General features: G+C 68.2%; 19 protein-coding genes and 1 pseudogene. 5 read left to right on the forward strand and 15 right to left on the reverse strand.

Going from position 1 to position 17,618, the window contains the following annotated elements:
- Positions 1–233 (forward strand): annotated as a pseudogene (locus tag E3O06_RS17795) (HNH endonuclease signature motif containing protein); the annotation flags it as partial.
- Between the two features lie 41 nt (positions 234–274).
- On the opposite strand, the gene E3O06_RS04800 reads toward E3O06_RS17795, so the two are convergent.
- The 3 genes from E3O06_RS04800 to E3O06_RS04810 form a co-directional block, all read right to left on the reverse strand.
- Entirely contained in the window at positions 275–832 is a 558-nt protein-coding gene (locus E3O06_RS04800; protein WP_134501864.1) for an acyl-CoA thioesterase, read from the reverse strand.
- Between the two features lie 121 nt (positions 833–953).
- Positions 954–2,054 carry an alpha/beta hydrolase gene (locus tag E3O06_RS04805; protein WP_241979865.1) on the reverse strand — a complete coding sequence of 367 codons (1,101 nt, stop codon included), beginning with the start codon at positions 2,052–2,054 and terminating at the stop codon, positions 954–956.
- Between the two features lie 94 nt (positions 2,055–2,148).
- Positions 2,149–2,670 (reverse strand): YbhB/YbcL family Raf kinase inhibitor-like protein, encoded by a 522-nt coding sequence (locus E3O06_RS04810; RefSeq protein WP_134501865.1) that lies wholly within the window; start codon positions 2,668–2,670, stop codon positions 2,149–2,151.
- An 85-nt stretch (positions 2,671–2,755) separates the two neighbouring features.
- Between E3O06_RS04810 and trhO the strand changes: the two genes are divergently transcribed.
- From trhO to E3O06_RS04825, 3 genes are read left to right on the forward strand one after another with little or no spacing between them, the layout of a single operon-like run.
- Positions 2,756–3,679, forward strand: a complete 924-nt coding sequence (trhO, locus tag E3O06_RS04815) for an oxygen-dependent tRNA uridine(34) hydroxylase TrhO (protein ID WP_134501866.1) — start codon at positions 2,756–2,758, stop codon at positions 3,677–3,679.
- Between the two features lie 48 nt (positions 3,680–3,727).
- Positions 3,728–4,630, forward strand: a complete 903-nt coding sequence (locus tag E3O06_RS04820) for an ATP-binding cassette domain-containing protein (protein ID WP_134501867.1) — start codon at positions 3,728–3,730, stop codon at positions 4,628–4,630.
- Between the two features lie 2 nt (positions 4,631–4,632).
- A complete protein-coding gene (locus E3O06_RS04825; RefSeq protein WP_134501868.1) occupies positions 4,633–5,460 on the forward strand; it encodes an ABC transporter permease in 828 nt (275 codons plus the stop codon).
- Here E3O06_RS04825 and E3O06_RS04830 read toward each other — a convergent pair.
- From E3O06_RS04830 to hemE, 12 genes are all read right to left on the reverse strand, one after another.
- Positions 5,457–5,849 (reverse strand): hypothetical protein, encoded by a 393-nt coding sequence (locus E3O06_RS04830; protein WP_134501869.1) that lies wholly within the window; start codon positions 5,847–5,849, stop codon positions 5,457–5,459. The genes E3O06_RS04825 and E3O06_RS04830 overlap by 4 nt on opposite strands.
- A 94-nt stretch (positions 5,850–5,943) precedes the next feature.
- Entirely contained in the window at positions 5,944–7,332 is a 1,389-nt protein-coding gene (hemL, locus tag E3O06_RS04835; protein ID WP_134501870.1) for a glutamate-1-semialdehyde 2,1-aminomutase, read from the reverse strand.
- Positions 7,329–8,312 carry a porphobilinogen synthase gene (gene hemB, locus E3O06_RS04840; protein WP_134501871.1) on the reverse strand — a complete coding sequence of 328 codons (984 nt, stop codon included), beginning with the start codon at positions 8,310–8,312 and terminating at the stop codon, positions 7,329–7,331. The genes hemL and hemB overlap by 4 nt, the downstream gene beginning before the upstream one ends.
- Positions 8,313–8,367: 55 nt before the next feature.
- Positions 8,368–9,156, reverse strand: coding sequence for a uroporphyrinogen-III synthase (locus E3O06_RS04845; protein ID WP_134501872.1), 789 nt, complete (start codon positions 9,154–9,156; stop codon positions 8,368–8,370).
- 4 nt (positions 9,157–9,160) lie between these two features.
- Complete coding sequence (gene hemC / locus E3O06_RS04850; RefSeq protein WP_134501873.1) at positions 9,161–10,114, reverse strand: hydroxymethylbilane synthase; 954 nt, start codon at positions 10,112–10,114, stop codon at positions 9,161–9,163.
- Complete coding sequence (locus E3O06_RS04855) at positions 10,111–11,256, reverse strand: ferrochelatase (RefSeq protein WP_134501874.1); 1,146 nt, start codon at positions 11,254–11,256, stop codon at positions 10,111–10,113. Before E3O06_RS04855 ends, hemC begins: the two co-directional genes overlap by 4 nt.
- Positions 11,256–12,011, reverse strand: coding sequence for a hydrogen peroxide-dependent heme synthase (gene hemQ, locus E3O06_RS04860; protein WP_134501875.1), 756 nt, complete (start codon positions 12,009–12,011; stop codon positions 11,256–11,258). Before hemQ ends, E3O06_RS04855 begins: the two co-directional genes overlap by 1 nt.
- A 71-nt stretch (positions 12,012–12,082) precedes the next feature.
- Positions 12,083–12,364, reverse strand: a complete 282-nt coding sequence (locus E3O06_RS04865) for a hypothetical protein (RefSeq protein ID WP_241979866.1) — start codon at positions 12,362–12,364, stop codon at positions 12,083–12,085.
- Positions 12,351–12,770 (reverse strand): phage holin family protein, encoded by a 420-nt coding sequence (locus tag E3O06_RS04870; RefSeq protein WP_134361645.1) that lies wholly within the window; start codon positions 12,768–12,770, stop codon positions 12,351–12,353. Before E3O06_RS04870 ends, E3O06_RS04865 begins: the two co-directional genes overlap by 14 nt.
- 63 nt (positions 12,771–12,833) lie before the next feature.
- A complete protein-coding gene (locus tag E3O06_RS04875) occupies positions 12,834–13,238 on the reverse strand; it encodes a hypothetical protein (protein ID WP_134501876.1) in 405 nt (134 codons plus the stop codon).
- A 125-nt stretch (positions 13,239–13,363) separates the two neighbouring features.
- A complete protein-coding gene (locus E3O06_RS04880; protein WP_134501877.1) occupies positions 13,364–14,968 on the reverse strand; it encodes a protoporphyrinogen/coproporphyrinogen oxidase in 1,605 nt (534 codons plus the stop codon).
- 10 nt (positions 14,969–14,978) lie between these two features.
- Complete coding sequence (gene hemE, locus E3O06_RS04885) at positions 14,979–16,100, reverse strand: uroporphyrinogen decarboxylase (protein WP_134502156.1); 1,122 nt, start codon at positions 16,098–16,100, stop codon at positions 14,979–14,981.
- Positions 16,101–16,172: 72 nt separating this feature from the next.
- Between hemE and E3O06_RS04890 the strand changes: the two genes are divergently transcribed.
- Positions 16,173–17,546, forward strand: a complete 1,374-nt coding sequence (locus E3O06_RS04890) for a glutamyl-tRNA reductase (protein ID WP_134501878.1) — start codon at positions 16,173–16,175, stop codon at positions 17,544–17,546.
- Positions 17,547–17,618: the final 72 nt, after the last annotated feature.

Raw genomic sequence — 17,618 nt, forward strand, 5'->3', positions numbered from 1 at the left:
AAGTCCACCACGTCCACCCCGCCGGACAAGGCGGACCAACCAACGTCGACAACGGAACACTCTTGTGCTGGTTTCATCACCACACCATCGACACCAACGGCTGGCAAATTCGCATGGTCGGCGGAAGGCCCCAAGTACTCGGCCCACTCCTCTGGGACCCCACCCAAACCTGGCGCCCAGCCCACAGCCACCGAGCCAACACCCCCAGCCCCGAACCACCCTGGCGCACCTAGTGCTACTCGTGGCTCGGTTGGCGCTTCTCAATCAGCAGATGCTAGTTCCAGATGCTGGGAGCGGGAGCGCGCGTCGCGGGAGCGGCGGCATTGCGGCTCCACTCGAGCAGCCACTCGGGAACACTCACGTTGTCGGGGGCTACGCCGATGGCTTCGAGCAGTTCGTCGATCGTCACGACGCCGCCGGTGCGCTTGAGAAAGCGTCCGCGAATGTAGCCGTGGGAGTAGATCTCGGGTGAGCCGTCGGCATCCGGTCGTACGAAGCGTTGCTCGACGTACACGGCTTTCTCGTCGAAGCCGAGGATGCGCGACTCCACCGTGAATTTCTGGCCGACCGTGAGCGACTTGCGAAAGCTGATCGTCTCTGACACCACGACCGGGTACCAGCCGCGCTCCTGGAAGATGGCCCAGACGCCGGTCCGGTGCAGCATGTCGAAGCGCGCCACGTCCATGATCGACAGGTAGACGCCGTTGTTCATGTGCCGCAAGATGTCCAGGTCGGTCGGCATCGTCACGAAATTGGTGCGGGTGACGTCGAAGTGACCGAGCCGGGGGCCGAACTTCGACAGCACGGCATGGAGGAGGGTTCGAAAGAACATATGCACGAGACGATGCTAACGAAGCAGGAGCGCGGGCGGGGCATCCGTTGTGGGTGAGCGCCAGCATCCGCTGCCCCAGCGGGGGGTGCGTGCACGATGTATCACAGTCGCCGGCGCGTTCTTAGGTCACAGCAACCGCACGCGGCGCAATGGCACGCACGAACGCACCGAGCCGGCGGTAGACCTCCTGCGATTCCGGATGCGTGTCGTCCTGCTGCCAGGTGTGCTTGGTGTTGACGCTGCGCCGCCCGTAAATGAGGGTGTCGACCCGGATCGCGCGCGCCCGCAACGCCTCAATGAAGTTGAGATTCGCGCGGTAGAAATAGTCCCGCTCCGAGGTGGTGACGAAGACCGGCGGAAAACCGCGGTCGAGCCACTCGATCGGCGACATGAACCGTGCTGCCGTGCGCAGGTGCTGCCCGCGGCCGCGCTCGGGCAGCAGCATCCGCACGAAGTTGAGGCTCAAGACGAACCCGCGGTCGAACAGCACCGAGAAGTCGGCGATGCTGCAGTGCTGCACCAGGCCGCGCAGGTTGCGTGCCGCGACCGGCGGGCGAATGCCGTAGTGTTCGGCGAGCTCCGGCGTGTAGGCCGCGGCCGTGAGCAGCGCCGCGATGTGGCCGCCGGCGGAGTCACCGCCGAGCACAATACGAGTCGGGTCTCCCCCGTATGCGGCGATATTGCGGGCGACCCAGTCGAGCACCGCGTTGCCGTCGTGCATCATGTGTTTCAGTTGGAATCGCGTGGCCATGCGGTAATTCGCGTTGACCACGATCATGCCCTCGGCGGCCTGGGTCGCGCAGTATTTGGTGAGCGGGTCCTTGTCGCCCGAGGTCCAGCCGCCGCCGTGAAAGTACACGTAGACCGGGAGCGGCGGCGCGCCGGCATCGCGCTTGGGCGACAACACGTCGAGCCGATGGATCTTCTCGCCATCCCCGACGTAGTCGAGATCGAGATCGTACTCGACCGAATCGATCGGATGCAGATTGAACCTATGCACCGGGGTCGCCCGTCGCAGCATCAAGGCGCGCCACGCCCAGACCGGCAGCCGACGGATACCCGTCTCGCGGTGCGCCGAGCGGTCGACGGTCACTCCGTCAGCGTGCAAACGGATGTCGTGCAGCCAGGCCCTGGCCGACGTTGCAACGCGATCCGTCGACGACGGCGGGCGGTACGGGGGAATGGGACGAACGGTGCCGAACGTGGTGCTGGTGTAACTCACTGCCTGAGGTTAGGTCGACTCCCCCGAATCCTTACTGGGAAGTACCCCATTTGGGGGTAACTCCCGGTTTCAGATGGGCCGTCGGCACCCGCGCTCAGGCAGCGGATGCCCCGCCCGCGACCCCGGTCGCCTCCAGCACCGCGCGCGCGAGCGTGTGAAAGTGCAGATTGAAGCCGAGAACGCCCGGCGTGGCTTGCGGGTCGAGGTCGAGCGTAGGTACATCGACGGCGTGCACGATGAACTGGTAGCGGTGCGTGCCGGTTCCGGGCGGCGGCCCGGCGCCGGCGAACGACGTGAGGCGCATTTCATTCGGCAGTACGAGCGCCGAGGCCGGCAGAGCGCCGCCGGCCCGCAGGCTGGTTACCTCCACCGGAAGGTTCGCCACGGCCCAGTGCCAGAACCCGGAGCCGGTGGGAGCGTCGGGGTCGTACACGGTGAGGGCGAAACTCTGGGTCAGGGCGGGGAAACCCGACCAGGACAGCTGCGGGGAAACATCCGCTCCCCCGGCGTCGGTGCCGTACTGGGCTGGGCGCAGCGGGCCACCGTCGGTCATGTCGGTGCTGGTGAGTGCGAACTGCGGCACCTCGCCGAAGCGGGCGAGCGGGTCCTGGGTCATCGGTGGCCTCCGTGTGCGTTCGTGGTCGATCTGTTGCGAGACAATCAGTGCGGCCAGCCTACGCGCGCGCTCGTAAACTGGCCCTATGGCCATTCCGAAGATTCTGCTCTATTACATCTTCACGCCGCTGGCCGACCCGGAGGCCGTTCGGCTCTGGCAGCGCGACCTGTGCGCCGGGCTCGGCCTGCGCGGGCGCATCCTCATATCGGCAGACGGCCTGAACGGCACGGTCGGCGGCGACCTGCCCGCCATCAAGAAGTACGTGCGCAAAACGCGCGACTACCCGGCGTTCAAGAACATCGACTTCAAGTGGAGCGAGGGTACCGGCCTCGACGCCGACGGCTTGAGCCTCGACTTTCCCAGGCTCGTGGTCAAGGTGCGCGAGGAGATCGTGAGTTTCGGCGCCCCCGGCGAGCTGCGCGTCGACGAGGCCGGAGTCATCGGCGGCGGCACCAAACTGGCGCCGGCCGAACTCAATGCGCTCGTCGCCGAGCGCGGCGACGACGTCGTCTTCTTCGACGGGCGCAACAGATTCGAGGCCGAGATCGGCCACTTTCGAAACGCGGTCGTGCCCGACGTAGCCAACACCCGCGAGTTCGTGGCCGAGCTCGACAGCGGCAAGTACGACCACCTCAAGGACAAGCCGGTGGTGACCTACTGCACCGGCGGCATCCGCTGTGAGGTGCTGAGCGGCCTCATGAAGGCGCGCGGTTTCGAGGAGGTCTACCAGCTCGACGGCGGCATCGTGCGGTACGGCGAGGCCTTCGGCAACGAGGGCCTGTGGTCGGGTTCGCTCTACGTCTTCGACCAGCGGATGTCCCTCGACTTCGCTCCCGATGCTGCCGTGCTCGGCGTCTGCCGGCTCTGTGCGGCGCCGACGACGAACATGCTCAACTGCCGGGAGGCATCCTGCCGGGAGCAGCTCGTGATCTGCCCCGAGTGCGTCGCGCTGGCGTCGCCGGTCTGCGCCGCGCACGCCCACCCAAATAAACCCCGGTCGGCGGCGTAAGACGACCCGCCGGGCCATAGGGTGGGAAATACTACAGAGGGGAGTCGGATGTCTACCGGCGCTGTTATCGAATTCACCAGCATCAGCAAACGCTTTGGCGGGGTCGCCGCGGTCAAGGATCTGTCGTTCACGGTGGAACCCGGCCGGGTTACCGGCTTTCTCGGTCCGAACGGTGCCGGCAAGACCACGTCCCTGCGCATCCTGCTCGGGCTGGTCGCAGCCAGCAGCGGCACGGCCACGTTCGGCGGCGTGCGCTACCGCGACCTGCCGCATCCGCTCAAAACAGTGGGCGCAGCCCTCGAAGCCGCAAGCTTTCACCCGGGACGTACCGCCCGAGACCACCTCGGCGTCTACGCGATCGCGGCCGGACTGCCGCGCACCCGCGTCATGGAGGTGCTCACCCTGGTGGGCCTTGCCGCCCACGCCGCCCAGCGCGTCGGCGGCTACTCGCTCGGCATGCGCCAACGCCTCGGCCTGGCCTACGCCCTGCTCGGCGACCCGGGAGTGCTCGTGCTCGACGAGCCGATCAACGGACTGGACCCGGAGGGTATCCGCTGGATTCGCGGATTTCTTCGCGACATGGCCGCCGAGGGTCGCACCGTGCTGGTGAGCTCGCACCTGCTCTCCGAGGTGCAGCAGAGCGTCGACGACGTCGTCATCATCGCCCGCGGCGAACTCGTGCACCTCGGCCCGCTGTCAAGCCTCGACACGGATGCCGCGCCCCAGACGATCGTCGAGTCTCCCGACCGCGAGGCCCTCGCCGCAGCCCTCACGGCGGCCGGCATCACCTTCTCGATCGGCCGCACCGGGCTGCTCGCCGCGACGGGCGACCCGGCACTGCTCGGCCACCTCGCATTCACTGCCGGGGTCGAGCTGAGCGTGCTGCATCGGCAGAAAGCCGGCCTCGAAGACTCGTTTCTCGCCCTCGTCGGCGGAGGCCACACGCTATGACAATGTTCCTGCGGTCTGTTTCGGCCGAATTCGCCAAGATCTTCACCACGCGCCTGTGGTGGATCCTCGCTATCGTGCTGTTTGGCTACATCGGCCTGCTGGCCGGCGGCCTCGCGGCCTTGTTCGCCGGCATCCAGACCGGTGTGATCAGCCCGGATGCCGTGAACACCGGCGGCGGGCCCACCGATTTCGGCAGCCTCCCGCCGCTCATTTACAGCTTCGCCTCCTCGGTCGGCTACGTCTTTCCGGTGTTGCTCGGCGCCCTCGCGACGACCGGTGAATTTCGCCACCAGACCCTCACCCCCACCTTCCTGGCCACCCCCCGCCGCGGTCTGGTGCTCGGCGCGAAGACGGTGACGCTGGTGCTGATCGGCGCGGGGTTCGGGGTCGTCGCGCTGGCGGCATCCGTCGGTATCGGTGGTGGGGTGCTGAGCGCGTTCGGGGTGGACGCGCTGCTGCAGGGCGCGGAGACCTGGCTGCTGGTCGCTCGCACCCTGCTCGCCATGGGCCTGTGGGCAGCGATTGGTGTGGGCCTCGGCGCGCTCGTGCCGAACCAGGTCGCCTCGATCGTGATCGTGCTGGCCTTCACCCAGTTCGTCGAGCCACTGCTGCGGCTGGCGGCATCTTTTCTCGAGGTCACCGCGAAGATCGGTAACTTTCTTCCCGGTGCCGCGAGTGATGCCCTGGTCGGCGCGAGCGTCTTCACCATGGCGAGCCCGGCCGGAACCGCGCCGCTGGACTGGTGGCAGGGCGGCCTCGTGCTGCTCGGCTACGCCCTGATCGCGACCGTGATCGGCTATGCCGTGAGCTGGAAGAGGGACGTCACCTAGCTGGTCGGCTCGGCGGGGGTCGGTACGGCCGCAGTCGGTTCGACCGGCAGCTTGAGCGAGTCGATCAGATCGGTCGCGTGCTGGCTCGTGAGAATGACGCGGGCGAATTCTTCGTCGACGAGGTCGATCACCACGGCCGGACGGTGACGCTTGATCGAGACGAAGTCCTTGCCGCCGTGAAACTTCCAGGTTCCGGCAGCCACGACGAGCGGAACGATCGAACCGAGGGCGCGAATTCCGCGCAGCCAGATCCACGGATCTTCGGTGATGATGACCGAACGGATGTTGTCCCGCTGCACCACGATCGACTCCCGTCGCAGCGCGAGGGTTCTTTCCGCGCGCGTCAGGTGGATCTCGAGCCGGTCAGAATGCACGCTCAGGGAAGCCATTGTTCCAGTCTGCCCGGTCAGGGCCGAAAACCCGTTGTCTGAAGCGAACAAAAGCAATAACGTCCCAGCGCAGGATCTCGACAATCAGAGCGGATCAGCCCTGCGGGGTTGCGGCGGCCGCGGCCTTGGCCGCAGCGGGCAGCGCCTCGAAGATGCGCCCGATGGCGCTCTGGTCGTGCGCGTCGGAAACGAACCAGGCCTCGAACACGCTCGGCGGCAGGGACACTCCGTTGTCGAGCATGGCGTGGAAGAACGGTGCGTAACGAAAGGCCTCCTGGCGCTGCACGTCGGCGTAGGTGCGCGGGGCCGAACCCTGCGCCTCCTCGCCGAAGACGAAGCTGAACAGGTTCCCGGCCCGCTGCACCCGGTGGGCCACTCCCTCGGCGGCGAGCGAGGCGGAGACCGCCTCCGAGAGGATGGTGGCGGTCGCGTTGAGCCGGTCGTAGACGCTCTCGTCGAGCAGGTTGAGGGTCGCGATGCCGGCCGCGACGGCGACCGGGTTGCCCGACAAGGTTCCGGCCTGGTACACCGGGCCGGTCGGGGCGAGAAAGTCCATGACGTCGGCTCGACCGCCGAGGGCGGCGACGGGCAGGCCACCGCCGATGATCTTGCCGAAGGTGAGCAGGTCGGGCGTGTAGAACTCTTCGCCGGCCGACTCGAGGCTGCTGGTTTCGAGGCCCCAGAAGCCGGAGCGGCTCACCCGAAAGCCGGTGAGGACCTCATCGAGAATGAGCAGCGCACCGTTCTCGTGCGCGATCGACGACAGCGCCGCGTTGAAGCCGGCATCCGGGGCGACGACACCCATGTTGGCGGCGGCCGCCTCGGTGATGATGGCGGCGATGCGCCCTGGGTGCGCTTCGAAAGCGGCCCGCACGGCATCGAGGTCGTTGTACGGCAGCACGAGCGTCTGCGCGGCGGTCGCGGCGGTCACGCCGGCCGAGCCGGGCAGCGCGAGGGTGGCGAGGCCGGAGCCGGCCTGGGCGAGCAGTCCGTCGGAGTGGCCGTGGTAGTGCCCGGCGAACTTGATCAGCAGGTCACGACCGGTGAAACCGCGGGCCAGGCGAATGGCCGTCATGGTCGCCTCGGTCCCGGTCGAGACCAGGCGCAACTTTTGCACCGCGCCGACCCGGTCGGCGACCAGTTCGGCCAGTTCGGTCTCGGCCGGGGTCGATGCACCGAAGGACAACCCGAGGGCGGCGGCATCCTGCACGGCCTTGATGACCTCGGGGTGCGCGTGACCGAGAATGGCCGGACCCCAGGAGTTAACGAGGTCGACGTACTCGCGGCCGTCGGAATCGGTGACGTAGGCGCCAGCGGCCTTCACCAGAAACAGCGGGGTGCCGCCGACGGAGCCGAAGGCACGCACCGGCGAGTTGACCCCGCCGGGAATGACGCGGCGGGCGCGATCGAACAGTTCGTCATTGTGGGTGGAAACGTGCTCCACCGGGCTCGACGTCGCTTCTGCACTGATCGTGTCGGTCATGCTTGCTCCTCCTTGAGCCAGGTGGCCAGTTCAACGGCCCAGTAGGTGAGTACGGCGTCGGCTCCGGCCCGGCGGATGCTCAGCACCGACTCTTCGACGGCGCGGCGCCGGTCGATCCAACCCTGCGCGGCAGCGGCCTCGATCATGGCATATTCGCCGGAGACCTGATATGCCCAAACCGGAATATCACTCATGGCGGCGACTTCGGCGAGCACGTCGAGGTAGCTGCCGGCCGGCTTCACCATGACGATGTCGGCGCCCTCCTCGATGTCGAGCTGGGCTTCGCGCACGCCCTCCCGGCGGTTGGCGGGATCGAGCTGGTAGGTGCGGCGATCGCCGACCAGGGTCGAGGCGACGGCTTCGCGAAACGGGCCGTAAAAGGCGGAGGCGTACTTGGCCGAGTAGGCGAGCACCGCGGTGTCTTCGAAGCCGTTGGCGTCGAGGGTCTCGCGCACGGCAGCGACCTGGCCGTCCATCATGCCGGAGAGGCCCAGCAGTGCAGAGCCGGCCGACGCCTGCGCCAATGCCATGTCGCGGTAGCGCTCGAGGGTCATGTCGTTGTCGACGTGGCCGTCGGCCGCGAGCACGCCGCAGTGGCCGTGATCGGTGAATTCGTCGAGGCACAGGTCGGTCTGCACCACGAGGGCATCGCCGATCTCGGAGGCGATAGCGCGGGTGGCCAGGTTGAGGATGCCGTTCGGGTCGGTCGCGCCGGTGCCGGTGGCATCCCGCACTTCTGGCACCCCGAACAGCATGATGCCGCCGACGCCGGCTTCCGCCGCCTGCACAACGGCACGACGGGCGCTGTCGATGCTGTGCTGCACGACGCCGGGCATCGAACTGATCGGGCGGGTCTCATCGCCTTCGCGCACGAACATGGGCAGCACGAGCTCCGCCGGGTGGACACGAATTTCACTGGCCAGGCGACGAAGCGCGGGGCTGGTGCGCAAGCGTCGTGGGCGAATAACGGGGTTGGTCACCCCTTTACCCTACGCCGCCCGCTGCACGTTTCGTTATCCGGTCGTTACCTGCGCTCTAGAGCGCCGGTGCGGTTCCCGCGAGAGCGGCGTCGACGAGCGCCTCGATGAGGGACTCGGCGCTGCGCTCCGAGGCGACAACGTCGACGCGCAGCCCCAGAGCGCGGGCATCCTTGGCAGTCTGCGGGCCGATGCAGGCCACGAGGGTGCGCTCGGGAATGTCGCCGAACTGGTCGCGCACCTGGCGCGCGACGCTGCCACTCGTCACGAGCACGGCGTGCACGAGGCCGGCCTTGACGTCGGCGACGACCTGGTCGCTGACCGGAACACCGATCGTGCGGTAGGCGACGACGGATTCCACGTCGTGACCGATGCGGCGCAGTCCCTCGCTCAGGAGCGGCTTGGCGATCTCACTGCGCAGGGTCAGCACGCGCAGCGGGATGACGCCGGCGGTGGCGGTCTCCCATTCCTCGAGCAGGCCGCGGGCAGAGTTGTCTTCGGATGGAACGATGTCCACGTGATAGCCGGCCGCAATGAGCGCAGCCGCGGTGGTTTCACCGACCGCGGCGATGCGTGTTCCGGGCGCGACGACCGCACGGTGCGACGACAGAACGTCGACGGTCGTGGCGCTCGTGATGGTCATCCAGTCGAAGTCGCCGGCGGCGAGGCGGGTGAGCGCCGCGTCGAGGGCCGGGGCGTCGTCCGTGGCGGCGAAGTTGATCATGGGAGCGACGATCGGATGCGCACCCCTGGCCCGCAGATTCGCTGCCACCTGGTCACCCCAGGGTCCGCCGCGCGGAACGAGAACTCGCCAGCCCGCGAGGGGCTTGGTCAGTCGATTGGTCACGTGGTCACTCAGTCACTTTCAGGGGAGCGAACTCGGCCGCGCCACCGGCCAGAAGATCTATGGACACTCGTTCGGCCACGTCGAGAGCGGCTTCGGTGAGATGGAGGGCGGAGTGGGAATCGGGCGTCGCCGCGTGTGAACTGGTGACCTTGCGGGAGCCATCCGGGCTGTACACGGTCGCGGTGAGAAAGAGCAGACCATCGTCGACGACCGCTGTCGCACCGATCGGTGCGGCGCAGCCGGCCTCGAGGCGGGCCAGCACCGTGCGTTCGGCGGTGGTCGTCGCCTCGGTGGAGGCGTGGTTCATGGCGGCAAGGGCCACGCCGAGCAGGCGATCAGGCTTGCCATCGCGCACTTCGATCGCGAGCGCTCCCTGGCCGGGAGCGGTCGGCCAGGCCGACAGGTCGAGAAACTCGGGTGCGAGGGAATCGAGCCGGCCCAGACGGCCGAGACCCGCAGCGGCGAGCACGACGGCGTCGAGGTCGCCCTCGGCGACACGCCCCACGCGGGTGTCGATGTTGCCGCGAATGTCGACGATCGTCAGGTCGGGGCGACGCTCCAGCAGCTGGGCGACCCGGCGGGGCGAGCCCGTTCCGACCCTGGCCCCCTCTGGCAGGGTGTCCAGGGTGAAGCCGGTGCGCGCCACCAGCACGTCGCGGGCATCCGCTCGCTTGGGGGTTGCACCGATGACGAGGCCTGGGTGGGGCTCGGTCGGCAGGTCCTTGAAGGAGTGCACGATGACGTCGCACTCGTCGTTCAGCAGGGCTTCGCGCAGGGCGCTCGCGAACACACCCGTGCCGCCGAGGCTCGAGAGAGGCTCGGTCGACGTGTCGCCGTGAGTGGTGACGCGCACGATTTCCACCTCGACGCCGGCCGAGGCCGCGATGCGGTTGACGATGGTCTGGGTCTGCGCGAGCGCGAGCGCGCTCGCGCGGGTACCCACGCGGATCACGGTCATGGCGCCATTCCCGCGACGGCCGGTTTGAAGCCGAGACGCACGTTCTCGCAACAGCCGGGGCGACACACGTCGTACCAGGGGCCGAGCGTGGTCTTGGCCGGGCGGTCGGAGGCCGGCGTGTCGTTGAGGCGTTCCTCGATCAGGTCGACGAGGCCGCTCACGAAGTCGGGCGAGACGCCGGGGGTCGGCACGCGCACGGCCTTGATGCCGAACTTCTCGCTCGTCTCCATCGCCTCGTTGTCGAGGTCCCACATGACCTCCATGTGGTCGCTCACGAAACCCAGCGGCACGATGATGACGGCACGGATGCCGCGGGCCGGCAGCAGGGCGATCGCATCGTTGATGTCGGGTTCGAGCCACGGCATGCTGGGCGGGCCGCTGCGGGATTGGTAGACCAGCTGCCACTGCGTTTTGAGCGGAACCCTGGACTCACTTGGATCGAGCTTGTCGAGATCAGGTTCCACGAGGGAGTCCATGATGACCTGGGCGACGGCGCGGTGCTGCGCCGCGTAGGCGCCACCCTCGCCGAAACCGCGCTCGGCCGGGCCGCTCTTGTTGGCGTCCGTCATCGGGATGGAGTGGGTGGAGAACAGAATCTCGACCTCGGTGTCCACGTTGATGCCGGGAATGGCCAGGGCCACGTCTTTCAGCCCCTGGGTCACACCGGTGATGAACGGGTCGACGAACCCGGGGTGGTCGAAGAACTGGCGGATCTTGTCGATGTGGACCGTGCCGGTGAGGTCCTTGTCAGCGAGGGCCGCAGCGAAGTCTTCGCGATACTGGCGGCATCCGCTGTAGGAGCTGTAGGCACTCGTCGCGATCGCCAGCAGGCGGTCCTGGCCATCCGCGTGGGCCTGGGAGATCGTGTCTTTAATGTAGGGCGCCCAGTTGCGGTTGCCCCAGATCACGGGCAGGTCGATGCCGCGCCGGGTCAGTTCAACCTGCAGGGCCGCTTTCAGCACGCGGTTCTGGTCGTTGATGGGGCTGACGCCGCCGTAGTGGCGGTAGTGCTTGGCGACGACCTCGAGGCGTTCCTCGGGTATGCCGCGCCCGCCGGTGACATTCCGCAGGAACGGAATCACGTCGTCCTGGCCCTCCGGGCCACCGAAACCGGCCAGCAGGACGGCGTCGTACTGGGCCATTACTGCAGCACCTCGACGAGCTCTGCGGAATCGATGCGGCGTCCGGTGAAGAACGGAACCTCTTCGCGCACGTGGCGGCGGGCCTCGGTGTCGCGCAGGCCGCGCATCAGGTCGACGAGTTCAGTGAGTTCGTCGCTCTCGATCGGCAGCAGCCACTCGTAGTCGCCGAGGGCGAAGGCCGAGACGGTGTTGGCGAGGGCTCCGCGGTAGGCGGCGCCCTTACGGCCGTGGTCGGCGAGCATGCGGCTGCGGTCTTCTTCTGGCAGCAGGTACCACTCGAAGCTGCGCACGAAGGGGTAGATGGTGAGCCAGGCCTTGGGCTCGACCCCGCGCAGGAACGCGGGGACGTGGCTCTTGTTGAACTCGGCGTCGCGGTGCACACCCATGGCATTCCAGGTGGGCAGCAGGCTCTTGAGCAGGCGGCTGCGGCGCAGCTCGCGGTTGGCCCACTGCAGGGTCTCGGCATTGTCAGCGTGGGTCCAGATCATGACGTCGGCGTCGGCCTTGAGGCCGGAGACATCGTAGAAGCCGCGCACGGTGACGCCCTCGGCTTCGATGAGGGCCACCACATCGTCGAGCTCGTTCACGGCGTGCGGAACGTCGCGGCCGTCGAGGTCGTCGGGGTTGTGCGGATCTTTTCGCAGAACGGTGAAGAGGGTGAAACCTTGCGGCGAAGCCGCGGTTACCTCGGAATCGGTGGTGGTGGTGGTGGGCTGAACGCTGGGTACTGCCTCTCCGGCAGCCGGGTGAGTCATGGCTCTAGTCTGCTCCGAATTGGTCCGGTCACCTAAATGAGCGCCGCGGTTCCTGTGAAGCCACCCGAAAGCTAGCGGTTTTTGGCCACCGCGGAAGCGCCGAACCAGACGATCACGCCCACGACGGTCGCCGCACCGAGCGCAATACCAACGAGCGCAGCCGGGCTGTCCTCGCCGAGCTGGCGCAGGGCATGGGAGAGTTGACGCCGTTTGATGCGCAGCTGTTTGGGCAGGTTGAACTTGTACTCGATCGCATCGAGCGTCGAGGCGAGCTCGGCGCGCGCGTGCCGCGCTTCGGCGCGCAGGTCGCTGATGCCGTGCTTCTCGGTCTCGGTGCTGCTATTTGTGGTCATATTCGCCAACTCCCTTGAATGCATCTGCGTCTGCACGGATGCTCGCGTGCACGCCCTCAGGGTCGGGTTTCGTAGCCGCCTTCACCCGGTTCACACCGATCAGCACGAGGATGACGGCCACGAGCACGAGTGCCACCGCCACGATGAGGGTGGCCAGCCAGAGCGGCAGCACGAGGGCCAGTGCGATCACCGCGAGGGCGACAAACACGCCGAGGGCGAAAAAGAGGATGGCACCGGCCACCACGAAGAGGGCGGCACCGACCCCGAAGTTCTTGGCCTTCGCGGCGAACTCGGCCTTGAAGGCATCCAATTCGGCTTTGACGAGGGCGCTGATCTGGCCGGGCAGCTCCCCGATCAGGGCGAGCAACGGGCGCTTGCTCTTCGGGTTGAATCCACTGCTAGTCACGGATTGCCTTCCCTACGTTCGGGTGTCGGTGTGTCAGGTGTTGAGAATTCTACGAGGTACTGTTCAGTTCGCGGTCTTGTCGCCGGCATCCGCCGCCGGCTTCGCCTTCGGCTTCGCGGCGCCCGTGTGGCTCGTGGTGGCGCTGGCCTGCGCGGCCTGAGTGGAAGCCGCGGGGGTTGAGGCGGCGGAGGTTGAGGCGGCGGGGGCATCCGTTTTGGAGGTGGCCTGCTTCTTCTTCGCCGCGGCCTGGGCGACAGCCTTCTTGCCGGCCTTGAACAGGGTGGAGGGAACGTCGCCGACGAGTTCGAGGGCGGCGTCGCGCACCTCGGTCACGCGTCGCTGCACGGGTTTGGCGTTCCAGAGATCATTGGCGGCGGCAGCGATCTGGTCGTAACGTTTGCGACCGGCACGTGCACCGAGCACATAGCCGACGAGTCCGCCCGTGATGAACAGAAGCTTTCCGCGCATTGAGTCTCCACTCTCGTAAGGTCCCCCCAGAGTAACCCGGTTCACCGTTTGCGTCGGGGGTGTCGCCTCGGCATGTCTGGGTGCGCCTGTATCAATACAGGAAGTGCACAGTTTCGCGGCGGGGTTTAGAGGTCGGGCGCGGTGATGGTGAGGCCGAGGGCGGCGTGCCGAATGCGGTCGCCGGCCTCGAGGGCGTGCGGAATGACCGAGGCGAGCCCGGTTCCGGCCAGCCAGGCGCCGGTGATCTCCAGCGCGGGGGTCGCTGCGACAGCCTCGCGCACCCGCTGGGCGCGTTCGGGCGCCCCGAGCGTCGCCGGCGAGAGGGCGTCGCGCCACTCCGTGCGGGCGAAGGCGCGCACGCAGCTCGCCGGCAGCGGCACTCCGAGCAGAACGGATGCGTCGTGCAGCGCGAGCGCCTGCAGCTCGTCGTCGCTCAGGTCGTCGGTGGGGTTGGGCGCTCCGGCGCGACCGTAGGAGAGCCGCACGACGTGGCGGCCGGGACCGGCTGCCTGGGCCACCCAGGCCCACTTCGCGGTGACGTGGGTGAGCGCCTTGGCGGTGACGTCTGGGGCATCGACGGCAACGAGCACGCCGGTGCCGCGCGGGTGCGCATCGAGGGCGGGCGCGTCGAGCACGAGCGAGGTGAGGGTGACGGCGGTCGGGGCCGGCCAGTCCAGTTCGGCGAGCGCGTCGAACTGTTCGCCGAGCGGATTGACCAGTCGCAGGGCCTGCGCGCCCTGGGTCGCGACGATGACGTAGCGGGCGGTGAGCGTTGCCGTGGTGGGCGCGGTGGCGGCAGGCACAGCAGCGGCGGGCACGGCGCTGTCGAGGTCGGCGGGGTCGACATCCGCTTGCCGGGTGACGGTGACGTCCCAGGTGGGCGCGTCGTCGGTGCCGGAGCGGGCCAGGGTTTCGGCCGTGGTGGCGGTCAGAATGGTCACATTGTGGTGTTCCAGGGCAGCCACGATCGCGGCGGGCAGGCTGGCCATGCCGCCGAGCAGTCCGCCGACGTTGGAACCGGCCGGGGCGCCGGCACGCAGGGCCGAGACGGCGCCGGAGAGCGAGCCGGCGGTGGTCAGGGCGCGGTTGAGACCGGGGGCGACGACGTCGATTTCGAGGTCGACGGCGCTCGTCGTGTACACGCCGGAGGCGACCGGTTCCACGAGGCGGTCGAGCACGCGCGCTCCCATGCGCTTCTTCACCAGTTCGCCGAGGCTGTGCTCGCGGCCGATCGTGAGCACGGGCATGAGCCGGTCGAGGTAGGCGCGCAGCGACCCTTTCCAGCCGATGACGCGGCGCACGTCGTCGGCGAGCGGCGAGCCGGGGATGCCGAGAACACCGGCCTTGGGCAGCGGAACGCTGACCGAGGCATCCGTTGCCGGACGTGGCAGGGCACGTCCGGCCGCGATTTTCTTCGCGCGGGCCCTGGATGGCGAACCCGGGTGGAGGGCGGGCAGGTGCAGCCAGGCGCCGGCCGCGTTGGGCGCGACGACCTGGTCAGTGAGGCCGAGGTCCTCGATGAAGGCGGCCACAGTGCCGCCGCGCACCGCGAAGCTCTCGGAGCCGCTGTCCAGGCTGAGCCCGTCGAGAACGTGGCCGGCGACCGGGCCGCCCACGGCATCCGTCGCCTCGATGATGGTGACGGAGAGCCCCACCTGGGCGCATTCGCGGGCAGCGACCAGACCGGCCACTCCCCCGCCGATCACGAGAACGTCGATCGCTGTGGTCATATTGCTGCTCCTACTCGGCCGCGCTCACGTCGTGCACGAGGCTGACCAGACGGGTCAGCACATCGGGGTCGGTGTCGGGCGGAACGCCGTGGCCGAGGTTGAGCACGTGGGAAGGTGCGGTGCGTCCGCGTTCGAGTACGTCGCGCACGTGCGCTTCGAGCACGGGCCAGGGAGCTGCGAGCAGGGCCGGATCGACGTTGCCCTGCACCGGAACGGCACCGCCGAGCCGGCGGTTGGCCTCGTCGAGCGGTACCCGGTAGTCGACGCCCACGACGTCGGCGCCGATGTTGTGCATTTCCTTGAGCAGTTCGCCCGTTCCCACACCGAAGTGCACGATGGGCACGTTGCGGTCGGCCGGTTCGGTTCCAGCGCCCGGCACGCTGTAGGTGAGTTCGCGCACGTGGGCGATCGCTGCGGCCGAGGCGGGGGCAACGGATGCCGCATAATCGGCCAGCGAGAGCGCTCCGGCCCACGAGTCGAACAATTGCGCGGCGCTCGCGCCGGCGAGCACCTGCGCACGCAGGAACCGGCCGGTGACATCGGCGGTCCAGGCCATGAGCTTTGCCCAGGCTTCGGGCTCAGCGTGCATGAGGGTGCGGGCGTGGATGTGGTCCTTCGACGGACCGCCCTCGACCAGGTACGCGGCGAGGGTGAACGGGGCGCCGGCGAAGCCGATGAGCGGCGTCGATCCGAGCTGGGCGACCGCCATCGACACGGCCGCGCTGATCGGTGCGAGGGCCTCATCGAGCAGGGCGGGGTCGAGGGCGGTAAGGGAGTCGACATCCGCTCGGCTGCGCACGGCCGTGCCGAGAACCGGACCCTTGCCGGCCACGATCGACACGTCGACACCGACGAGCTTGAGCGGTACGACAATGTCGCTGAAGAAGATTCCGGCGTCGACATTGTGGCGACGCACCGGCTGCAGCGAGATTTCGCTCGCCAATTCGGGGTCCAGGCACACGTCGAGCATGCGCGTTCCCACCCGCAACTCGCGGTATTCGGGCAGTGATCGACCGGCCTGCCGCATGAACCACACCGGCGTCACGGCGGGCCGGGCGCCCTGGTAGGCCTGGATCAGGCGGGAATCGGCGGTGAGGCCGGAGGAGAGTGGATGCTGCGCGTCGAGGATCATCTCGCCTATTCTCTCAAACATCCCTGACGCCGCGCGACGGAAGCGTACAGCAAGAAGTCGTAGAATCATCTAGTGCTCATTCTTCTGTCCGCCAGTCACAAAAACTCCACCTTCGATGTGCTGGAGAAATTGTCTGTGGGCGGGGGCTCTTCGGCCACTCGCATGGTGGAGCAGCACGGGCCACTCAGCGGTGCCGTCGTCGTCGCGACCTGCAACCGGTTTGAGGCCTACCTCGACCTGGATGAGCCTTACGGCGTCTCTCCCCTGCCGGCTGTCTACGCGGCGATCGAAGCCGTGAGTGCCAGCACCGGTATCACCGAGGACACCCTGCGCGACAACCTGACCCTCGTGCACGGCAACGGGGTCGCCGAGCACCTGTTCGCCGTCACGAGCGGACTGGAATCCGTCGTCGTCGGCGAGGTCGAGATCGCCGGCCAGGTGCGCCGCGCTCTCGAGCAGGCTCGCGCCAACGGAACCACGAGCCCCGAACTCGAGCGTCTGTTTCAACGGGCCTCCCAAACCTCTCGCGGTGTCAAGAACCGCACGGGCATCGGCTCGGCCGGCCGTTCGATCGTGCGCCTCGCTCTCGAACTGGCCGAAAGCCGGGTCAGCGACTGGTCGAGTGCCCGCGTACTGCTGGTCGGGACCGGCCGCTACGCCGGCGCCTCGCTCGCCGCCCTGCGCGACCGCGGAGCTGAAAACGTGCGCGTCTACTCGCCGTCCGGTCGTGCCGTCGGATTCGCCACCTCGCACGGTATCGAAGCCGTTCCGCCGGCAGATTTCGCCGCCGAGGTCGCCCGCGCCGACGTCGTCGTCACCTGCACCCTGCGCGACGACCACGTGATCGACGCGGCCCTGATCACGCGCGGTCGTGCCGAAATCGGCACGGACCCGTTCGCGATCGCCGGCGCCACAGCCGACGCCCCTGCCCGCCTCTGCCCGGCGGATTCCGGCCCCGAAGCGCCGCCGCAGCTCATCATCGACCTCGGCCTGCCCCGCAACGTGGCTCCCGACGTGACCCTGGTGCCCGGCGTCGAACTGCTCGACCTCGAGACCATCAGCATCCACGCCCCGCTCGAAGAACTCAACGCCACGACCGAGGCCCGCGAGATCGTCGGCAAGGCCGCCCGCAAATTCTCCGACGTGGCCGAAGAGCAGAGCCTCACCCCGGCCGTCGTCGCCCTGCGCAGCTACGTGTTCGAACTGCGCGACGCCGAGATCGCCCGGGCCCGCAGCCGCGGCGACTCGAGCGAAGCCACCGAGTCGGCTTTGCGCCACCTGGCCGGCGTACTGCTGCACACCCCCATGGTGCGCGCCCGCGACCTCGCCCGCGCCGGCGAGCAGGACGCCTACCTCGGGGGCCTCGACGCCCTGTTCGGCATCGACGTCACGCTGCCCGCCGCCGGTGCAGCGGATGCTGCCGGCACCGGCTCGATCGCCTCCTAGCCTGCAACCGGTCCCTGTGCATCGGCCAGTCGTCGTCTCGCGACGGTGCGACGGTCAGAGCGGGCGAGTGCG

It is taken from the genome of Cryobacterium glaciale (genome assembly GCF_004402535.1).
Lineage (GTDB): Bacteria > Actinomycetota > Actinomycetes > Actinomycetales > Microbacteriaceae > Cryobacterium > Cryobacterium glaciale.